We start from the raw sequence: 19,314 nt of genomic DNA, 5'->3' as shown, positions 1-19,314 counted from the left end.
CTGTCGGGCGCGCCCGGCCCTTCCGATGCAGTGACCAACCGCTTAGTATGCGAACGGGGGAGAGTGATCGAGCCGACATCGAGTCAAGGGAGACACGATCGTGGTGGAAGCGCTGCGCGACGCCCGAGTGGTCGTCACGGGAGCCGGCGGCGGCATCGGAGCGGCGCTGGCCCGGGCGTTCGCCGCCGAGGGCGCCCGGGTGGCGGTCAACGACCTGGACGCCGGCGCCGCCCGGACGGTCGCCGCCGAGATCGGCGCCGCGGTCGTCCCCGGTGACGCCTCCGGCATCGTGCCCGCCGCCCGCACCGCGCTCGGCGGCCGGATCGACGTCTTCTGCGCCAACGCCGGAGTCGGCACCGGCGGCGGCCCCGAGGCCGAGGACGCCGCCTGGGAACTGGCCTGGGACGTCAACGTGATGAGCCACGTCCGCGCCGCCCGCGCGCTGCTGCCCGAGTGGCTGGAACGCGGCCAGGGCCGGTTCGTGTCCACCGTCTCGGCGGCCGGCCTGCTGACGATGATCGGCGCGGCCACGTACTCGGTGACCAAGCACGGCGCGCTCGCCTTCGCCGAATGGCTCTCCCTCACCTACCGGCACCGCGGCGTCAAGGTGCACGCGGTCTGCCCGCAGGGCGTACGCACCCGGATGCTGGAATCCACCGGACCGGCCGGCGACCTGGTGCTCGCGCCGACCGCCATCGAGCCGGAGGACGTGGCCCGCGCGGTGCTGGCCGGCATCGAGGCCGAGCACTTCCTGATCCTGCCGCACCCCGAGGTCGCCGACTACTACGCGGCCCGCGCCGCCGACCCCGAACACTGGCTCGGCGGCATGAACAAGCTCCAGCGCGGCTACGAGGAACTTCAGGCCCAGCAGGCCCGGCCCGCCGCCGGGACCGCCGCCGGTTCCCCCGTGCCCGCGGCGAAGGAAGGTGACCTGGCGTGACCGGATATGCCGACCAGCCCTGGCTGAAGCACTTCACCGAGGAGCAGCGGCAGGAGGTCGAGCACCCGCCGTCGGTGCTGCACACCTTCCGCGCGGTCGCCGAGCGCGACCCGGGCCACCCGGCGCTGCGGTACTTCGACGGCGGGCTCGGCTACGGCGAGCTCGACGCGCTGTCCGACGGCCTCGCCCGGCACCTCGCCGACCGCGGCTTCGCCCCCGGCGACCGGCTCGCGGTGATGCTGCAGAACGTCCCGCAGTTCGTCGTCGCGCTGCTCGCCACCTGGAAGGCCGGCGGCGCGGTCGTCCCCGTCAACCCGATGTACAAGCAGCAGGAACTGGCGCACGTGCTCGGCGACTCCGGGGCCGTCGCCCTGGTCTGCTCCGAGCGCGCCTGGGAGGGCTACGCGCGCGCCGCCGCGGCCGGCACCAAGGTCAGGATCGCGCTGACCGCCAGCGAGTTCGACCTCCAGACCCGGGACGATCCGCGGGTGCTGCGCGGCGAGCGGCAGCCCGCGGCCGACGCCGGCGACGTACTGGAAGCCGCCCGCGCCGCCGCCGGGCCGCCGCTCGGCCTGCCGCTGCCTGCCGCCGCCGACACCGCGCTGATCAGCTACACCTCGGGCACCAGCGGCCGGCCCAAGGGCGCGCTCAACACGCACGGCAACATCTCGTTCAACGCCCACCGGCAGGTCCGCGTCCAGGACCTCGGCCCGGACGCGGTGGTCTTCGCGCTGGCGCCGCTCTTCCACATCACCGGCATCGTCTGCCAGCTGTCGGCCGGCCTGGCCGGCGGCCACACCGTGGCACTCGCCTACCGGTTCGAGCCCGGCGTGGTACTCGACGCCTTCCGGGAGCACCGCCCCACCTACACCGTCGGCCCGTCCACCGCCTTCATGGCACTGATGGCCGTACCCGGCGCGAGCGCCGACGACTTCCGCTCCTTCGAGCTGATCTCGTCCGGCGGCGCCCCGCTGCCGCCCGCCGTGGTGGAGACCTTCAGGTCGCGGTTCGGCCACTACCTGTCCAACGGCTACGGCCTGACCGAGTGCACCGCGCCCTGCGCCAGCGTGCCGCCGGGCCGCGAGGCGCCGGTCGACCCGGAGTCCGGAACCCTCGCGGTCGGCGTGCCGGGGCCCGGCACCATGGTCAGGATCCTGGACGACGACGGCGCCGAGGTGCCGTTCGGCGCCCAGGGCGAGATCGCGGTCAGCGGGCCGATGGTCGTACCGGGCTACTGGGAGCGGCCGGAGGAGTCCGAGGCCGCGATACCCGGCGGCGAACTGCTCACCGGCGACATCGGCTTCATGGACTCCGACGGCTGGCTCTACGTCGTGGACCGCAAGAAGGACATGATCAACGCGTCCGGCTTCAAGGTCTGGCCGCGCGAGGTCGAGGACGTGCTCTACACCCACCCCGCCGTCCGCGAGGCCGCCGTCGTCGGCGTGCCCGACTCCTACCGCGGCGAGAGCGTCAAGGCGTACATCAGCCTGCGGCCCGGCGCCGACGCCGACCCCGCCGACGTGGTCGCCTACTGCAAGGAGCGGCTCGCCGCGTTCAAGTACCCGCGCCAGGTGGAGGTACTGCTGGAACTGCCGAAGACCGCCACCGGCAAGATCCTCCGACGGGAACTGCGCGGCAGGGCCGGATAGGGTCCACAGCGGGCAAGAGGAACGGCAGAGAGGTCAGGCAGGCCATGGCACGCAACGCGACGGGTACCGGCAACGGCGGCAGCGGGACGGCGGTCCCCGAGCGGCTGCTCGCCGAGGCGACCCGGCTGTTCGCCGAACGCGGCTACGACCGCACCTCCGTGCAGGAGATCGTGGAGGCGGCCGGCGTCACCAAGGGCGCGCTCTACCACTACTTCGGCTCCAAGGACGACCTGCTGCACGAGATCTACGGGCGGGTGCTGCGGCTCCAGACCGAGCGGCTCGACGCCATCGCCGCCCGCGACACCGACGTGGCCGACCGGCTGGCCGAGGCCGCGGTGGACGTCGTGGTCACCAGCATCGAGAACCTCGACGACACCAAGATCTTCTTCCGGTCGATGCACCAGCTCGCGCCGGAGAAGCAGAAGGCGGTACGCGCCGAGCGCCGCCGCTACCACGAGATGTTCCGCACGCTGATCGAGGAGGGGCAGCGGGACGGCCACTTCAGGCCCGAGCTGCGCCCCGACCTGGTGGTGGACTTCTTCTTCGGCTCCGTGCACCACCTCGGCATCTGGTACCACGCGGACGGCCCGCTGTCCGCCGACCAGGTCGCCGCCGAGTTCGCCGACCTGCTGCTGCACTCGGTCCGGCGGCCCTGAACCCACCTGAACCCCCGCTGAACCTCCCTCGACCCCCCTCCGACCCCCGGGAGTCCCACGTGAAGGCATGGCGCGTCCACCGCAACGCCGAACCGCGCGAGGCGATGCGCCTCGACGAGATCCCGGCCCCCGAGCCCGGGCCCGGACAGGTGCTGCTGCGCGTACGCGCGGCGGCCGTGAACTTCCCCGACGCGCTGCTCTGCCGCGGTGAGTACCAGATCCGGCCCGAGCTGCCGTTCATCCCCGGCGTCGAGCTGTGCGGCGAGGTCGCCGGGCTCGGCGAGGGAGTGACGGGACTCGAACCCGGTACCCGGGTCATCTCGCCCGCCTCGCCGCCGGACGGGGCCTTCGCCGAATACGTCGTGGTGCCCGCCGCCGGGGTGCTGCCCGCGCCCGAGGCGCTGGACGACGCGGAGGCCGCGGCGCTGCACATCGGCTACCAGACCGGCTGGTTCGGCCTGCACCGCAGGGCGGCGCTGCGGCCGGGCGAGACGCTGCTCGTGCACGCGGCGGCCGGCGGGGTCGGCAGCGCGGCCGTCCAACTCGGCAAGGCTGCCGGGGCCACCGTGATCGGCGTCGTCGGCGGCCCCGACAAGGCGAAGGTCGCGCGCGAGCTGGGCGCGGACATCGTGGTGGACCGCCACAGCGAGGATTTCGTGGCCGTGGTGAAGGAGGCCACCGGCGGGCGCGGCGCCAACGTGGTGTACGACCCGGTGGGCGGGGACGCCTTCACCCGGTCCACCAAGTGCGTGGCCTTCGAGGGCCGGATCGTGGTGGTTGGCTTCGCCGGCGGCACGATTCCCGCGCCGGCGCTCAGTCACGCACTCGTGAAGAACTACGGCATCCTCGGCCTGCACTGGGGCCTGTACAACCGCTACGACCCGGTGGCCGTCCACCAGGCCCACGAGGACCTGACGCGGCTGGCCTCCGAGGGCACGATCAGGCCGCTGATCACGGCCCGGCTCCCGATGTCCGAGGCGGCGGACGCAGTCCAGCGCGTCGCAGACGGCCAGACGACGGGCCGCCTGGTCATCCAGCCTTAGCCCCTGCGGGGCGCTCCCGGCCAGAATGCGCCCCGAAGGGGCGGTGGCTGCCCCGGTCACCCCAGGGGCGCGGGGAACTGCGCCACCAGCCCCCCACCGGCCGGTGGCCGGGAAACATCAGCACCAGCCCCTTCGGCCCGGTGGTAAGGCGCGCCACCGCCGTGGCTTGTCGCGCAGTTCCCCGCGCCCCTGGTGATGCCGGGGTATATCGCGCCGGCGCGGCGGCAGCCGCTGAACGGGTATGGTCCCGCGCGCCTGGTGGTGCCGGGGCACATCGCGCAGGCGCGGCGGCAGCCGCAGAGTGGGAAGGGGCCCGCGCCCCTGGTGATGCCGGGGCATATCGCGCCCACGCGGCGCCAGCCGCACATCGGAAACAGCCCCGCGCCCCTGGTGATGCCGGGGTACATCGCGCCCACGCGGCGGCAGCCGCAGAGTGGGAAGGGTCCCGCGCCCCTGGTGATGCCGGGGTACATCGCGCCCACGCGGCGGCAGCCGCAGAGTGGGAAGGGTCCCGCGCCCCTGGTGATGCCGGGGCATATCGCGCCCACGCGGCGGCAGCCGCTGAACGGGTACGGTCCCGCGTGCCTGGTGATGCCGGGGCACATCGCGCCCGCGCGGCGGCAGCCGCAGAAGGGGAACGGTCCCGCGCCGCTGGTGATGCCGGGGCGGCGGCAGCTGTGGGCCGGGTCCGCGCTGGAAGCGTCAGGCGTACTTCTTGAGCTCGCGGCGAGCGAGGGAGCGTTTGTGGACCTCGTCGGGGCCGTCGGCGAGACGGAGGGTGCGGGCGGCGGCCCACAGGGATGCCAGGGGGAAGTCCTGGCCGACCCCGCCCGCGCCGTGGAGCTGGATCGCGCGGTCCAGAATCCGCTGCACCCCGGCGGGCGTCGCGATCTTGATCGCCTGGATCTCCGTGTGCGCCCCCTGATTCCCCACCGTGTCCATCAGCCACGCGGTCTTGAGCACGAGCAGCCTCAACTGCTCGATCTCCACCCGCGCCTCGGCGATCCACTCCTGCACCACGCCCTGCGCGGCCAGCGGCTTGCCGAACGCGGTCCGGCCGGCCGCCCGCCGGCACATCAGCTCGACGGCCCGCTCGGCCATGCCGATCAGCCGCATGCAGTGGTGGATCCGGCCGGGGCCCAACCGGGCCTGGGCGATGGCGAATCCGCCGCCCTCCTCGCCGATCAGGTTCTCCGCGGGCACCCGCACGTCGTGGAAGACGACCTCCGCGTGGCCGCCGTGGTCGCCGTCGTCGTAGCCGAACACCCGCATGCCGCGCCGGACTTCGATGCCGGGGGTGTCGCGCGGCACCAGGATCTGGCTCTGCTGCCGGTGCCGGTCGGCGGCCGGGTCGGTCTTGCCCATCACGATGAAGATCGCGCACTTGGGGTTCATCGCCCCGGAGATGTACCACTTGCGGCCGTTGATCACATACGAGTCGCCGTCACGGACGATCCGCGTCTCGATGTTGGTCGCGTCGGACGAGGCCACGTCGGGCTCGGTCATCGCGAACGCGGACCTGATCTCGCCTGCCAGCAGCGGTTCCAGCCACTCCTTGCGCTGCGCCGGCGTGCCGAACTCGCTCAGCACCTCCATGTTGCCGGTGTCGGGCGCCGCGCAGTTCGTCGCCGGCGGCGCCAAGTGCGGGCTGCGCCCGGTGAGTTCGGCCAGCGGCGCGTACTGGAGGTTGGTCAGCCCGGCGCCGTGCTCGCCCGGAAGGCTGTGCTGGTTCACAAGAAAAAGATTCCACAGGCCCTGCCGCCTGGCCTCCGCCTTGAGGTCCTCCACGACCGGCGGCGCCGACCAGCGGGCCTCGCCCTCGGCCTGCTCGCGCTGCTCGTCGAAGACCGGCTCGGCCGGGTACACGTGCTCGTCGAGGAAGGCGAGCAGGCGGGCCCGCAGCTCCTCGGTCCTGGTGTCGAAGGCGAAATCCATCGCTGCTCAGCCTTCCTGTCGCTTCTCGTGCCGCTGCTGGTGCTGCTCGTGCTGCTCGTGCTGCTCGTGCTGCTTGAGGGTGTGCAGGCCGCGCTCGATGATGAGCGGGACGGCGCTGCCGATCCGGTCGAACCCGGCGCCGAGCGTCTGGCCCAGCGTGTAGCGGTAGTGGATGCCCTCGGCGATGACCGCGAGCTTGAAGCCGGCGAACGCGGTGTACCAGCCGACGGCCGACACGTCACGGCCGGAGCGGAGCGCGTACCGCTCGATCAGCTCGTCGGTGGACGGGTGGCCGGGCGCGGCGCTGGTGCTCGGTACGACGTAGTTCGGGACGGTCTGCTGCTCGCTGTACATGACGAGCAGGCCGAGGTCGGTGAGCGGGTCGCCGAGGGTGGACATCTCCCAGTCCAGGACGGCGGTCAGCCGGTCGTCCGTGCCGACCAGGACGTTGTCCAGCTTGTAGTCGCCGTGGATGACGGCCGGGGCGGGGGAGTGCGGCAGCGCGGCGCCGAGCGCGGAGTGCAGCTCGTCGATGCCGGGCAGCTCGCGGCTGCGGGAGGCGTCGAGCTGCTTGCCCCAGCGGCGCAGCTGGCGCTCCAGGTAGCCGTCGGGGCGGCCGAAGTCGCCGAGCCCGACCTGCCCGGGGTCCACCGCGTGCAGGTCGACCAGGGTGTCCACCAGCGCCAGCACCACGTCCTTGGTGCGCCGCTCGCCCAGCTCCCGCAGCTGCCCGGCGCTGCGGAAGGGCGTGCCCTCCACGAAGTCCATGACGTAGAACGGGGCGCCGATCACCTGCTCGTCCTCGCACAGCAGCACCGTGCCCGGCACCGGCACCGGAGTGGACGCGAGCGCGCTGATCACCCGGTGCTCGCGGGTCATGTCGTGCGCGGTGGCCAGGACGTGCCCCAGCGGCGGCCGGCGCACAACCCACTCGGCGCCGCCGTCGGTGACCCAGTACGTCAGGTTGGACCGGCCGCCCTCGATGAGCTTGGCGCGCAGTTCGCCGGCCACGAGGCCGGGGCAGGACTGGTCCAGATGGCGGCGCAGCCGGCCGAGGTCGAGTCCCGGCGGGTTGTCGGTATCGCTGCTCATTCCTGCTCCTCGTCACCGTCGTGGCCAGGTCATCGTACCGACCGGTCGGTATGCAGTCCAGCACCGCGAGAATCGTGCCGATTGACGCCCGAGGGGCGGCCCGCCTAGGCTCTGGTCTCATGGGTGAACATAATTCACATATGAAGACAGCAGAGCGCTCCGCGGCCCTCACGGTCGCCGAGGTCCGGCTGACCCCCATCCTCATCGCCGATCCGCCGCTGCTCAACACCCAGGGCGTCCACCAGCCGTACACCCCGCGTCTCATCATCGAGGTCGTCACCGCGGACGGCACCACCGGGGTCGGTGAGACCTACGGCGACACCCGCTATCTCGACCTCGCCGCGCCGCTCGCCCAGGCGCTGTCCGGCCACCAGGTCAGCGACCTGAACGGCCTCTTCACCCTCGCGGAGCAGGTCTGCGGCGATCCCGCCGACGTGTCGGACTCCGTGGACGTCGGCGGCCTGCGCGGCGTGCAGACCGCCGACAAGCTGCGGCTCTCCGTCATCTCCGGCTTCGAGGTGGCCTGCCTGGACGCCCTCGGCAAGGTGCTCGGCCTGCCGGTGCACACGCTGCTCGGCGGCAAGGTCCGCGACGCCGTGGACTACAGCGCCTACCTCTTCTACCGGCTCGCCGAACACCCCGGCGGCCAGGGCGAGTCCGACGACTGGGGCGCCGCCGTCGACCCGGCCGGCGTCGTCGCCCAGGCCCGGCGGTTCGCCGACACCTACGGCTTCGGCTCGTTCAAGCTCAAGGGCGGCGTCTTCCCGCCCGACCAGGAGATCGCCGCCGTCCGCGCCCTCGCCGAGGCGTTCCCCGGCCGGCCGCTGCGCCTGGACCCCAACGGCGCCTGGTCAGTGGAGACCTCGCTGTCGGTGGCCCGCGAGCTGGCCGACGTACTGGAGTACCTGGAGGACCCGGCCAGCAGCACCGAGCGGATGGCCCAGGTCGCGGCGGGCACCGACGTGCCGCTGGCGACCAACATGTGCGTGACGACGTTCCCGGAGATCGCCGAGGCGTTCAGCCGCGGCGCCGTGCAGGTGGTGCTGTCCGACCACCACTACTGGGGCGGCCTGCGCAACACCCGCGAACTGGCCGCGATCTGCCGGACGTTCGGCGTCGGCCTGTCGATGCACTCCAACACCCACCTGGGCATCAGCCTCGCCGCCATGACCCACGTCGCCGCCACCGTCCCCAACCTGGACTTCGCCTGCGACTCGCACTACCCGTGGCAGACCGAGGACGTCATCACCGAGCGGCACGTCTTCACCGACGGCCGGCTCACCGTCAGCGACCTGCCCGGCCTCGGCGTCGAACTCGACCGTGCCGCGCTGGCGGCGCTGCACCAGCGCTGGCTGGACGACGACGGCACGATGCGGAACCGCGACGACGCGGCGGCGATGCGGAAGGCGGACCCGGAGTGGGTGACGCCGTCGGTGCCGCGCTGGTAGCGACGCGGCGGTAGCGGGCCCGGGCCGGTGCTCCCGGCCCGGCTACCGTGCCCGGCCCGGTCGCCGCGCCCAGTTGCCGCGCCCGGCCTCACCTCCGGCCCGGTCGCCGCGCCCCGTCCCGTCGCCGTACCCCGCCGTACCCGGCCGGTCAGCGCGGGATCCGCGCCAGCGCCCGTTCGACGGTCGCCTCCACCGGCCCGTCGATGACGACGGCCGCCCCGGCCTCGTCCGGCTGGAGCGGTTCGAGCGTGTCGTACTGCGAGCGCAGCAGCTCGGCGGGCATGAAGTGGCCGGTCCGCTCGGCCAGCCGGCCGGAGATCAGCGCCGGCGAGCCGTCCAGGTGCAGGAAGAACACCCCGGGGGTGTCCGCGCGGAGCCGGTCGCGGTAGCGCCGCCGCAGCGCCGAGCAGCTCACGACCCCGCCCAGCTCGCCGCGCCCGGCTATCCAGCCGGCGACCACGTCGAGCCACGGCTCCCGGTCGGCGTCGTCGAGCGGCTGCCCGGCAGACATCTTCGCGACGTTGGCCGCGGGGTGGAAGTCGTCGCCCTCGGCGAACTCCACGCCGAGCCGCTGTGCGAGCAGCCGCCCGACCACCGACTTCCCCGACCCGGCGACCCCCATCACCACGACCACCGGCCCGACTGCCATCAATGCGCACCTTCCGGTCCGGCCCCCGGGCGCAGGCTGCCTGCCGCCGTACGCAGCTTAGGCGGTGGGCGCCGCCGGCCGGTCGGAGGGATGGACGAACTCGGGCTGGTCGAGCACCCGCAGCCAGCTGCCGTCGGACTGCCGCCGTACGACCTGGGCGCGGGCGCCGGCCCCGTCTCCCGGCGGTGTCGAGGTGAGGGCGATGTCGCCGCTGAGCAGCGTCGGCAGCGGCTGCTCCGGCTCGAAGTGCGGGCGGCCGGCCAGTACCTTCTCCCACAGCGCGCGGATCGCCTCGCGGCCGACGGTCCGGCCGCCGGGCGGGTAGGCGAGCACCGCGTCCTGCTCGTAGAGGGCGGCGACGCCGGCCGCGTCACCGGCGTTGGACCGCTCCACGAACAGGCGGGTGATGTCCTCGGGCCGCATGGCCTTCTCGTACTCGGGCTCGTACTCAGACATGGATTCCTCCCGGCTTCCGATGTGCTGTTCCCTCCAGCGTGGCCGCCGGCCGATCAGAAGTCCAACAGATGGTTCTTCTGAGAGCTAGAATCAGGAGTCATGGACCTGAGGCAGCTCGAATACTTCGTCGCGGTCGCCGAGGAGCGGAACTTCACCCGGGCCGCGGAGCGGGTGCACATCAGCCAGTCCGGCGTCAGCGCCCAGATCCGCCGGCTCGAACGGGAGCTCGGCGGCGAGCTCTTCGACCGTTCCGCGCGTACCGCGACCCTCACCGTGGCGGGGAAGGCGGCGCTGGAACACGCCCGTGCCGCGCTCGCCGCCGCCGGTGCGGTCGGCCAGGCGGTGGGCGAGGTGACCGCGCTGATCCGCGGCCGGCTGACGGTCGGGATGGTCATCGGCTGTACGGTGACGCCGCTGTTCGAGGCCCTTGCCGCGTTCCACCGGGCGCATCCCGGAGTGGAGCTGGAGCTGCTTGAGGACAGCTCCGACCGGCTCGTGGAGGAGGTCCGGGCGGGCGCGATCGACCTGGCGCTGATCGGCACCGCGACCGACGACCTCGGCGGCCTCGACACGCTGACGATCATCAGCGAGCGGCTGGTCGTCGCCGTTCCGGCCGGGCACCCGCTCGCGGAAGGGCCGCCGGTCACCCTGCGCGACCTGGCCGGCCGGTCCGTCATCTGCATGCCGCCGGGCACCGGCCTGCGGACGGTGTTCGACGGGGCCTGCGCCGCACAGGGCCTGCACCCGGTGATCGCGCTCCAGGCCAGTGCCGCCGAAGCGGTCGCCGATCTCGCCGCCCGCGGGCTCGGGGTCGCCGTCCTCAGCGAGTCGATGGCCGCGCGCTACCGGGACCGGCTCACCGCGCGGATCATCGAGGACGTCGAGACGCCCGCCCTGCTCGCCCTGGCCTGGCGGAACACCCGCGGTCCCGCGGTACGCGAGCTGCTCACCCACGCCCGGCGGGCGTTCGCCGGCCCCGGCCCCGTGGTGCCGCCGCAGCCCGTGGCCGCCGATCCCGGGTAGGGCCGATCCCCGGTAAATCCGGTGACGCGGCCGACCTCGCGGTGCTGCACTGGACGCATGTCCCGCCGCGCTTCTTCCAGCCCGCCCAGCCCGCCGCCCCAGCCGTACCGGTGGGCCCTGTCGTCGTACACGGGCGGCGGTCCGGCCCGGCTCGGCGGCCTGCTGGACGGGGCGGGTGAGGCCCCGCTGTGGCATCTGCCGGAGCTGACCGTGTGCACCGGGAAGGTGCTCGCCCGGGCCGGAGCCGGCGACCTGTGCTTCGTGGGGCGCTCGCTCGACAGCATGTACGACCTGCTGACCGGGGCCTTCGAGGTCGCGGGCGGGCCCTGCGCCCTGTACCGGCTGCCGGTGTCGATGTGGTCCCGCTATCGCTCGGAGTGGACGGCGGCCGTACGGCAACGGTTCCGCGAGCACCTGGCCGCCGCCGGTCTTGAACCGCGGGCGCTGGCCCGGCGCGACCGGCCGCTCGCCGTGGTGGACGTGGTCGACGGGGGCTCCACGTTCGACCGTATCCACCGTGAGCTGGCCGGCTGGATCGAGGAGAGCCGCGAGCCGTGGCCGGTGGTCCGCCGCAAGCTGCGCTATGTCGGGGTCACCGTCCAGGGCCGGACCAGCCCGAACCACTGGCGCTGGCAGCAGTCGCCGGAGTCGGCGCCCTGGGTGCGCACGCTGCCGGCCGGGCATGTGGTCAACGTGTCGATGCCGTGGCCGGTCTGGGACTGGCTCGGCAACCGGCAGCCGAAGGTGCACGCCTCCTTCCCGGCCGTCCGGTGGTTCGACGAGGACGCCGGCACGCCCTGGCACCACAGCGAACTGCCCGAGGCGCTGGCCGAGTCGCTGGCGATGGTGGCCGCCGGGCGCAGCCGTGCCGTACGGGACGGGCTGGTGCGGACGATCGCCGGTGAGCCCGGCTTCGCCGACCGCGAGGTGCGCGCGCTGGTCAGCGTGCTGCGCCGGCGGTCCCGCTGACCGCCGCCGGCCCCGATCACCGTCGCCGGTCCCGCTGACCGCCGCCGAACCCGTGCGGTCAGCGGGCCAGCGTCGCCGCGAACACCGCGACCGCCACCGTGCAGCCCGCGACCGCCACCGCCATGCTCGGCGGCATCGTCGACGGCCGTGACGCGTCCAGCCGCTGTATCCGCCGGTGGGCCAGCCGCAGGAAGGCCAGGAAGGCGAGGGCGGAGAGGAACACCGCGACCGCCGGCAGCACCGTCCCCGAGCGGTCGCCTTCCAGCGCCAGCCGCATCGCGAGCACGGTGACGACCGCGAAGGAGAGCGTCGTGCGCCGCCAGGCCAGCCGGGTGCGCTCGGGTTGCAGCCCCGGGTCGCGATCGGTCTCGACGGCGCGCCGCGCGTTCGTCACCCCGCCCACCCGAACAGCACCACGCACACCATCGCCACCGCCGTCACCGCCACCAGCACCGCGAGCACCGCCGGGAAACGGGACACCGGCAGGTCCTCGCCGCGCCGCATCGCGCGCTCGCAGCGCACCCACTGGTTGACCGCCCGCAGCGTGCAGGCCACGCCGCCGGCCAGCAGCACCAGCGCGAGCGCGACCCGCACCCAGTGGGTGAGATGGTCGGTGAGGAACTGGTCGACGGCGAAACCGCCGCCGATCAGGGCCAGCGCCGTACGGATCCAGGCCAGGAACGTCCGCTCGTTGGCGAGCGAGAAGCGGTAGTCGGGCGTGCTGCCCTCGTCCTGGACGCGGGCCGGGGAGAACCACAGCCGGACCGAGTCGAGCCCGCCCCGCCGCGCCGGCTCCGCCCCGTCGATTTCGCTCACCCGCCCACCCTAACCATCCGGCGAGCGGGGTCACCTGCGGCGCGACACCGCCGCGATGATCAGCGCCAGGACGGCGGCGAGCAGCACCACCCCGGCCACGGCGAGCACCACGTGGTGCGAGCCGCCGGAGTCCGACGGCGGCGGCGCCACATCGGCGAGCAGGTACGACGGCAGGCCGCCGGACAGGGTCTGGGTCACTTCTTCCCTCCGGGGGTTCCGGGGCCGAGGCCCAGGACGAGCATCAGCAGGACCGGGAACTCCAGGTAGGCGTGGTAGCTGGCCACGGCCGCGTACAGCGAGGTGCCCTGCGAGTAGTCGCTGACGAACAGCACCGCGAGCGCCGCCGCCCCGCCGAGCCCGAGACCCCACGCCCAGCGGCCGGTCATCCCGGGCACCCGGCGCTCGAACGCCTCGGTGGCGTCGGGCGCGTAGCGCGGCATGAACCACACCCACACCAGGTAGTGCATCATCGCCATGAAGGCGAAGACGGTGACGAACCGCAGCCCCGCCTCGGTGTGCTGCCAGGCCGGCGGGGTGTACGAGAGCGACAGCCGGTCGGTCCAGCCGGAGCCGCCGCCCATCAGGCCGTCGAACGCGCCGCCCAGCAGCAGCGCCGGGATCACCAGCACCCAGCCGAACTGCACCGCCCTGAACGCGGTCCGGCCGCGCGGCATGTCCCGCGACCACTCCCACAAGAAGAGCAATGGCACCACGTTGTGCAGATGGGTCAGCATCACGAAGTGGTAGGCGGGGAAGGTCAGCGACGCTGTCGTTGCCGCGGCGATCACCACCGCCGCCGTCGCGAGCAGCAGCGGACGGGAGCGCAGCGCGTGCACGCAGGCCACCGCGAGCAGGCCGTACGCGAGCAGGATCTCCGCGGCCCGGGTGCCGGTCGACGGCGGCAGCACCCGGCACAGCACGATGCCGGTGATCAGCGCGGCCAGCAGCCGCAGGAACGGGCCGCGCAGCACGCCCTCGAACCGGCCCGCCATGTACCGCAGTTCGAGCACGTTGTGCAGGATGCCGAAGGTGGCGAGGCCCACCACCGCGGTACCGGCGGGCAGTCGCAGCGCGAGGGCCAGCGTCACGCAGGTGGCGAGCGCGAAGCCCGCCACCGGTACGGTCACGCCTGCCCGGGCCGGGCCGCGCGGGCCCGTCGTCACCAGCGGGCGTACACCCGTACCGGCCGTGCTGGCCATCGGCCCCTCCCCGTGGCACGATCCGCTCGTGCCGTACCCGTTGGCCCTCGCGCTCACCCTGCTGGTGGAGGTCCCCGTCTACGTGGCGGCGGTCGCGGTGGCGTCCCCGGTCGGAGCACCCGCGGCCCGCACCCGAGCACGCCGTACGGCCCTCGCCGCCGTCATGGTCAACTGTGTGACGCACCCGCCGCTCTGGTGGTTCCTGCGGCAGGTGCACGGCGCAGCGTACTGGCCCGCCTTCGCCGTCGCGGAGAGCGCGGTCTGCGTGATCGAGGGCGCGCTGCTCGGCCGGCTGCTGCGGATGCGCGGGCCGCTGCCGTACGCCGCCTCGGTCGCCGCCAACGCGGCCTCGGTGATCGCCGGGCTGCTGGTGCTGGGCTGAGCCGGGGTCCGGGCAGCACCCCCGTGGCTGCCCGGACCCCCGCTGACGGCCCGGCGTTCACCGGACGACGGGCTCCGCCGCTGTCCGGCGCAGCAGCGCGGGACGGAGCAGCAGCGCACCGGCCGCGCCGCACAGCCCGAACCCCGCGACCGTCCACCACAGCGTGGCCGGGCCGGCCGCCGCGTAGAGCGCGGGCGCGGCGGCCAGTGCGAGGAAACGGGCCACGCCGCGCGACCAGTTGAGCACCCCCTGATAGCGGGCGCGGGCGTCGGCCGGGGCGAGGTCGGCGACGACGGAGGTGGCGATGCCGGCCGCGCACACCTCGCCGGCGCTCCACACGACGGTGGTCAGTACGTAGCCGGACGTGGCGCCGGCCACCCCGGTCAGCGCGACGCCGACCGCGACCAGCACCGACGCCACCCCCCACACCCGCATCCGGTCGAAGCGCAGCAGCCAGGCGTTGGTGAACGGCTGGAGCAGCACGACGACCAGCGCGTTGACCACTGCGACCAGCCCGTAGACGCCGGCCGGCAGCCCGTCGTCGCGGATCGCCATCGGGATGCTGAACTCGGTCTGGGCGTAGACGCATTCGCCCGCGACGCACACGGCGGCGAAGAGCAGCATCAGCCGGTCGTGCAGCACGACCCCGTATCCGGCGGTCGCGGGCTGAGGAGATCCCCCTGCCGCGCCCTTGCCCTGTCGCCTGTCGCGCGGCTTGGTGTGCGGCTCGTCGTGCGGCAGCAGGAACGCGGCGACGGCGGCGAAGCCGAGGCAGGTGACCGCGTCGAGCAGGAACAGCACCCAGAAGCCGTGCACGATCAGGAAGCCGCCGAGCGCGCCCGCCGTGGCCGCGCCGATGTTGATCGCCCAGTGGTAGAGGCCGAAGGCGGCCTGCCGCCGCTGCACGGGCGCCGAGTCGGCGATCACCGCGCCGACGCCCGGCGCGTGCAGCGCCGAGGCCGCACCGACCAGGGCGGCGGCCATCGTGAGGGTGACCAGGCCGGGGGACAGGAACAGCAGCCCCTGGGTGGCCGGGGTGGCGATCATGCCGGTGAGGATCGCCGGGCGGCGGCCGAACCGGTCGGCGAACCAGCCGCCCAGGATCGGCCCGGCGAGCCCGCCCGCGCCGAGCGCGCCGAGGACGTACGGGATCTGGCCGTCGCTGAGGCCGCGGGAGCCGAGGTAGAACACCAGGAAGGGCAGCACCATGGTGCCGATCCGGTTGATCACCGTGCCGCTGAAGACCACCCAGAACGGGCCGGGCAGGCCGCCGAAGTGCCGGGACGCGGCGGCCCTGATCCGCCCGGACGACCGGCCGGCGGGGGCCTCGGGGAAGGCGGGAGAGGGGTCGGGGGTGCCGGTGGGCGCGGGCGGCGCCGGGGCAGTTGCCGGGGCTTCGGCCGGAAGCACGGGAGCGGTCATGGGGGAATGGTGTGACCGGCCGATAGGTTGACCCTATTCATTAAGGCAGGACCGAATCCGGGGGAGCAGATGGCGGCACATGTCCGTTTCGCGTTCTCGGCGGGTGACGTGGCGCGGACCCGGTTCGCGGTCTCCCCGCTGTGGGAGGTCGTCGCCAGCGTCCGCGCGTTCCAGACCGCGGCCGGCCGCTCGGTGCACCGCCGCTGGCGGGACGAGGTCGCGCCGCGGCTGGCCGCCGCCGGACTCGACAGCGGCCTGCTGGTCGATCTGGTGCCGCCGGACGGCTACCTGCCGGACTTCATCACCCCGCCGCCGGTGGCCTCGGCCGGCCTGGACGGCGAACTGCGCGAGGTCGCCGCCACCCCCGCCTCCGAGGTCCGCCGCGAACTGGCCGAATACGGACTGCGCACCGCGCGGATCGAGGCCATGTTCCACGACCCGGCGGCCGGCCTGGCCCGGCTCGCCGACGAGATCAGCGGCTACTGGCAGCTGGCGATGGCCCCGTACTGGCCGAAGGTCCGGACGATCCTGGAGGCCGACGTCTTCCACCAGGCGCGGCGGCTGGCGTCGGACGGCGCCGAGGCGGTGCTCGACGACCTGCACCCGTCGGTGCGCTGGGGCGCCAACACCCTCACGGTGGCGGGCTCGGTCTGCCACATCGGCGCCGACCTGGGCGGCAGGGGACTGGTACTGGTCCCGACGGTCTTCGCCTGGTCGAGCGTGCACACCACGGCCGCGCCGCCGGCCACCAAGCAGCTCTTCTACCCGAGCCGGGGGCTCGGCTCGGTGTGGGAACGCGACCGGGCCGCCGTGCCAGACGCGGTCGCCGCCGTCATCGGCCGCACCCGCGCGCTGCTGCTCGCCGAGCTGGCCGTGCCCGCCTCCACCAGTGAACTGGCCGGCCGCACCGGCCTGTCGGCGGCCGGCGTCAACCAGCATCTGACCGCGCTGCGGGACGCCGGGATCATCTCGGCGCACCGGGCGGGCCGTTCGGTGCTCTACATGCGGACGGCGGTGGCCGAGTCGCTGCTCGCGGCGAGCGCGTGACGCCCTCCCCGAGGCTCAACCGCTCTTCTCTGCCCGCCACTTGAGCAGCCTGCGGTAGCCCTCAAGGCCGTCCGGCACCCACTGCCACTCCGGCAGCCGGGCGGTCAGCTCGTCCTCGGTCAGGAACGCGTGCCAGGCGACCTCCTCCGGCTGCGGGCGCACCGGGAGTTCGCAGCGCACCTGGTAGACGGCCGACCACCAGCGGCGCGGCCCGTCCTCGTACAGGAACGTGAACAGCCGCTCGGGCTGCGGCAGTCCGCTCACCCCGAGCTCCTCCTCGGCCTCGCGCAGCGCCGTCTGGTCGTAGGTCTCGCCGGCGCCGACCACCCCGCCGACGAACATGTCGTAGAGAGAGGGGAAGACCAGCTTGCGGTCGGTGCGCCGGTGCACGAAGATCCGGTCCTCGGCGTCCCTGGCCAGGATGAACGCGCAGCGGTGCCGCAGCCCCCTGGCGTAGGCCTCGTCGCGCCTGGACTGGCCGACGACCCGGTCGTCCTCGTCGACGATGTCGATGATCTCGTCGGCGGACAGCGGCGGTTGCGGTGATGTCATGCGCCGATTCAACCACCGGCCCGGCGGGGCGGGCCGGTGGCCGACGCTGCCCGGTAGGTCTTGCGCGGCGCGAACACCGGCAAGATGATCGTTCAGGTCGGTGACCCGTAGGAGTGACCGCGGGAGTGACAGGAGAGCGAGTTGACCGGACGGCAGGCACCCCTGCGTATCGCGAACTGCTCCGGCTACTACGGCGACCGGCTGTCGGCCGCACGCGAGATGGTCGAGGGCGGCCCGATCGACGTACTGACCGGCGACTACCTCGCCGAACTGACCATGATGCTGCTCTGGAAGGCCAGGCAGCGCGACCCGGAGGGCGGCTACGCGCTGTCCTTCCTGGCGCAGATGGGCGACGTGCTCGGCACCTGCCTCCAGCGCGGCATCAAGATCGTGGTCAACGCGGGCGGCCTGAACCCGGCCGGCCTCGCCGCCAAGCTGCGCGAGGTGGCCGCTCTCGGAAGGCTGAATCCGTCGATCGCCCATGTCGAGGGCGACGACCTGATGGACCGGCTGCCCGAACTCCAGGCCGCGGGCCACGACTTCGCCCATCTGTCGACCGGCCGCCCGCTGGCCGGCTCCGGCGTCGAACCGCTCACCGCCAACGCCTACCTCGGCGGCTGGGGCATCGCGCGGGCGCTGCGGGCCGGCGCCGACGTCGTCATCTGCGGCCGGGTCACCGACGCCGCGCTGGTGGTCGGGCCCGCCGCCTGGGCGTTCGACTGGGCACTCGACGACTGGGACCGGCTGGCCGGCGCGATCACCGCCGGCCACATCATCGAGTGCGGCACCCAGGCCACCGGCGGCAACTACTCCTTCTTCACCGAGATCCCCGACCCCGTGCACCCCGGCTTCCCGATCGCCGAACTGCACGCCGACGGTTCGAGCGTCATCACCAAGCACCCCGGCACCGGCGGCGCGGTCACCGTCGGCACCGTCACCGCCCAACTGCTCTACGAGATCGGCCGCCCGGCCTATCTCAACGCCGACGCGGTGGCCCGGTTCGACACCGTACGGCTCACCCAGCAGGGCCCCGACCGGGTCGCGGTCGGCCCGGTGATCGGCGAACCGGCCCCTGCCGACCTCAAGGTCTGCGTCAACCACCGCGGCGGGTACCGGAATTCGGCCACTTTCGTGCTCACCGGGCTCGACCTGGACGCCAAGGCCGACTTCGCCGAGGCCACCCTCCGCGACGCCACCGGCGGCCCCGGCCGCTTCGCCGTCTACGACCTGCGCCGCGAACACGGCGGCACCGCCGACCGGTTGACCCTCACCGTGCAGGACCCCGACCAGGACAAGGTCGGCCGCGGCTTCTTCAGCGCGGTCGCCGGCACCGCGCTGGCCGGCTACCCGGGCCTCTACCTGGAGCACGCCGCCGCCAAGGCCACCGAATACGGCGTCTACTGGCCTGCGCTGGTGCCGGCCGCCGAGGTCGGCGCCGTGACCGTACTGGACGACGGCACCCGGCTGCCGGTGCCCCGCGCCGACACGTCCGAGGCGGCCTCCGACACCCGGTACGCCCGGCCGGGGCCGCAGGCCGACGCGATACGGCCGGATCCCGTCCCCCCGGCGGCCGCGCCCGCCACCGCCGTCCGGCCGCTGCGGCCCGAGCCGTACGAGGGGCGGGGCCGTACCGTACGGCTGCCGCTCGGCACGCTGGTCGGCGCCCGGTCGGGTGACAAGGGCGGCGACGCCAACGTCGGGCTGTGGGCGCGCGACGACCAGACGTACGCCTGGCTGCGCGACTACCTGGACGTGGCCCGGCTGCGGGCGCTGCTCCCGGAGACCGCCAAGCTGCCGGTGAGCCGCTACGAGCTGCCGAACCTGCGGGCCGTCAACTTCGTCGTCCACGGGCTGCTCGGCGCCGGGGTCGCGGCCTCCACCAGCGCAGATCCGCAGGCCAAGGCGCTGGGGGAGCGGCTGCGCGGCTGCCTGGCCGACATCCCGGAGAGCCTGGCCGACCCGTGGCAGAGCGTGTACACGGCGATGCCGGAGGCCTGAGGGAGTGTGCGTGCTCTGACGGCGCCGCCGCAGCGGCC

The 19,314-nt window shown here is 73.7% G+C and carries 20 protein-coding genes; 10 read left to right on the top strand and 10 right to left on the bottom strand.

Features of this window, described 5'->3' with window-relative positions:
* Positions 1 to 100 precede the first annotated feature (100 nt).
* The 4 genes from ACQPW6_RS06390 to ACQPW6_RS06375 are packed head-to-tail and all read left to right on the top strand — an operon-like array spanning position 101 to position 4,288.
* A complete protein-coding gene (locus ACQPW6_RS06390; RefSeq protein ID WP_433888555.1) occupies positions 101 to 940 on the top strand; it encodes an SDR family oxidoreductase in 840 nt (279 codons plus the stop codon).
* Positions 937 to 2,589, top strand: coding sequence for an AMP-binding protein (locus ACQPW6_RS06385; protein WP_433888554.1), 1,653 nt, complete (start codon positions 937 to 939; stop codon positions 2,587 to 2,589). Before ACQPW6_RS06390 ends, ACQPW6_RS06385 begins: the two co-directional genes overlap by 4 nt.
* Positions 2,590 to 2,633: 44 nt before the next feature.
* A complete protein-coding gene (locus ACQPW6_RS06380) occupies positions 2,634 to 3,245 on the top strand; it encodes a TetR/AcrR family transcriptional regulator (RefSeq protein WP_433888553.1) in 612 nt (203 codons plus the stop codon).
* A 59-nt stretch (positions 3,246 to 3,304) separates the two neighbouring features.
* Positions 3,305 to 4,288: an NADPH:quinone oxidoreductase family protein gene (locus ACQPW6_RS06375; RefSeq protein WP_433888552.1), complete on the top strand. Its 984-nt coding sequence runs from the start codon at positions 3,305 to 3,307 to the stop codon at positions 4,286 to 4,288.
* A gap of 702 nt (positions 4,289 to 4,990) precedes the next feature.
* Here ACQPW6_RS06375 and ACQPW6_RS06370 read toward each other — a convergent pair.
* Together ACQPW6_RS06370 and ACQPW6_RS06365 are read right to left on the bottom strand one after the other, a co-directional pair.
* Positions 4,991 to 6,223 (bottom strand): acyl-CoA dehydrogenase family protein, encoded by a 1,233-nt coding sequence (locus tag ACQPW6_RS06370; protein WP_433888551.1) that lies wholly within the window; start codon positions 6,221 to 6,223, stop codon positions 4,991 to 4,993.
* Positions 6,224 to 6,229: 6 nt separating this feature from the next.
* Positions 6,230 to 7,315, bottom strand: a complete 1,086-nt coding sequence (locus ACQPW6_RS06365) for a phosphotransferase family protein (RefSeq protein ID WP_433888550.1) — start codon at positions 7,313 to 7,315, stop codon at positions 6,230 to 6,232.
* A 140-nt stretch (positions 7,316 to 7,455) separates the two neighbouring features.
* Here ACQPW6_RS06365 and ACQPW6_RS06360 point away from each other — a divergent pair, with 140 nt between their 5' ends.
* Positions 7,456 to 8,763 carry a glucarate dehydratase family protein gene (locus tag ACQPW6_RS06360; RefSeq protein WP_433888549.1) on the top strand — a complete coding sequence of 436 codons (1,308 nt, stop codon included), beginning with the start codon at positions 7,456 to 7,458 and terminating at the stop codon, positions 8,761 to 8,763.
* Positions 8,764 to 8,911: 148 nt separating this feature from the next.
* Here the strand turns inward: ACQPW6_RS06360 and ACQPW6_RS06355 are convergent, their stop codons facing one another.
* Together ACQPW6_RS06355 and ACQPW6_RS06350 are read right to left on the bottom strand one after the other, a co-directional pair.
* Positions 8,912 to 9,412 (bottom strand): gluconokinase, encoded by a 501-nt coding sequence (locus tag ACQPW6_RS06355; RefSeq protein WP_433888548.1) that lies wholly within the window; start codon positions 9,410 to 9,412, stop codon positions 8,912 to 8,914.
* Between the two features lie 57 nt (positions 9,413 to 9,469).
* Positions 9,470 to 9,868, bottom strand: coding sequence for a YybH family protein (locus tag ACQPW6_RS06350; RefSeq protein ID WP_433888547.1), 399 nt, complete (start codon positions 9,866 to 9,868; stop codon positions 9,470 to 9,472).
* A 99-nt stretch (positions 9,869 to 9,967) separates the two neighbouring features.
* Here ACQPW6_RS06350 and ACQPW6_RS06345 point away from each other — a divergent pair, with 99 nt between their 5' ends.
* Positions 9,968 to 10,891: a LysR family transcriptional regulator gene (locus tag ACQPW6_RS06345; RefSeq protein WP_433888546.1), complete on the top strand. Its 924-nt coding sequence runs from the start codon at positions 9,968 to 9,970 to the stop codon at positions 10,889 to 10,891.
* A gap of 57 nt (positions 10,892 to 10,948) precedes the next feature.
* Entirely contained in the window at positions 10,949 to 11,860 is a 912-nt protein-coding gene (locus tag ACQPW6_RS06340; RefSeq protein WP_433888545.1) for a hypothetical protein, read from the top strand.
* 58 nt (positions 11,861 to 11,918) lie between these two features.
* On the opposite strand, the gene ACQPW6_RS06335 is transcribed toward ACQPW6_RS06340, so the two are convergent.
* From ACQPW6_RS06335 to ACQPW6_RS06320, 4 genes are read right to left on the bottom strand one after another with little or no spacing between them, the layout of a single operon-like run.
* On the bottom strand, positions 11,919 to 12,263 hold the full coding sequence (locus ACQPW6_RS06335) for a DUF202 domain-containing protein (RefSeq protein ID WP_433888544.1): 345 nt from the start codon (positions 12,261 to 12,263) through the stop codon (positions 11,919 to 11,921).
* Complete coding sequence (locus ACQPW6_RS06330) at positions 12,251 to 12,667, bottom strand: YidH family protein (RefSeq protein ID WP_433894441.1); 417 nt, start codon at positions 12,665 to 12,667, stop codon at positions 12,251 to 12,253. The genes ACQPW6_RS06335 and ACQPW6_RS06330 overlap by 13 nt, the downstream gene beginning before the upstream one ends.
* A gap of 39 nt (positions 12,668 to 12,706) precedes the next feature.
* Positions 12,707 to 12,874 (bottom strand): hypothetical protein, encoded by a 168-nt coding sequence (locus ACQPW6_RS06325; RefSeq protein WP_433888543.1) that lies wholly within the window; start codon positions 12,872 to 12,874, stop codon positions 12,707 to 12,709.
* Entirely contained in the window at positions 12,871 to 13,875 is a 1,005-nt protein-coding gene (locus ACQPW6_RS06320; protein WP_433888542.1) for a hypothetical protein, read from the bottom strand. The genes ACQPW6_RS06325 and ACQPW6_RS06320 overlap by 4 nt, the downstream gene beginning before the upstream one ends.
* Positions 13,876 to 13,903: 28 nt before the next feature.
* Here ACQPW6_RS06320 and ACQPW6_RS06315 point away from each other — a divergent pair, with 28 nt between their 5' ends.
* Positions 13,904 to 14,257 carry a hypothetical protein gene (locus ACQPW6_RS06315; protein ID WP_433888541.1) on the top strand — a complete coding sequence of 118 codons (354 nt, stop codon included), beginning with the start codon at positions 13,904 to 13,906 and terminating at the stop codon, positions 14,255 to 14,257.
* A gap of 57 nt (positions 14,258 to 14,314) precedes the next feature.
* Here the strand turns inward: ACQPW6_RS06315 and ACQPW6_RS06310 are convergent, their stop codons facing one another.
* Positions 14,315 to 15,679 (bottom strand): MFS transporter, encoded by a 1,365-nt coding sequence (locus tag ACQPW6_RS06310; RefSeq protein ID WP_433888540.1) that lies wholly within the window; start codon positions 15,677 to 15,679, stop codon positions 14,315 to 14,317.
* A gap of 69 nt (positions 15,680 to 15,748) precedes the next feature.
* On the opposite strand from ACQPW6_RS06310, the gene ACQPW6_RS06305 reads away from it, so the two are divergent.
* Entirely contained in the window at positions 15,749 to 16,726 is a 978-nt protein-coding gene (locus ACQPW6_RS06305) for a winged helix-turn-helix transcriptional regulator (RefSeq protein ID WP_433888539.1), read from the top strand.
* Between the two features lie 15 nt (positions 16,727 to 16,741).
* Here the strand turns inward: ACQPW6_RS06305 and ACQPW6_RS06300 are convergent, their stop codons facing one another.
* Complete coding sequence (locus tag ACQPW6_RS06300) at positions 16,742 to 17,278, bottom strand: NUDIX hydrolase (protein ID WP_433888538.1); 537 nt, start codon at positions 17,276 to 17,278, stop codon at positions 16,742 to 16,744.
* A 141-nt stretch (positions 17,279 to 17,419) separates the two neighbouring features.
* On the opposite strand from ACQPW6_RS06300, the gene ACQPW6_RS06295 reads away from it, so the two are divergent.
* Positions 17,420 to 19,276, top strand: coding sequence for an acyclic terpene utilization AtuA family protein (locus ACQPW6_RS06295; RefSeq protein WP_433888537.1), 1,857 nt, complete (start codon positions 17,420 to 17,422; stop codon positions 19,274 to 19,276).
* The last annotated feature ends 38 nt before the right edge of the window (positions 19,277 to 19,314 follow it).

Origin of the sequence: Streptomyces sp. CA-111067, assembly GCF_050956065.1 — a bacterium.
In the GTDB taxonomy this organism is placed as follows: Bacteria; Actinomycetota; Actinomycetes; order Streptomycetales; family Streptomycetaceae; genus Actinacidiphila.
The sequence above is the reverse complement of the archived record's forward strand: the minus strand, read 5'-3'. Positions and strand labels throughout refer to the sequence as shown.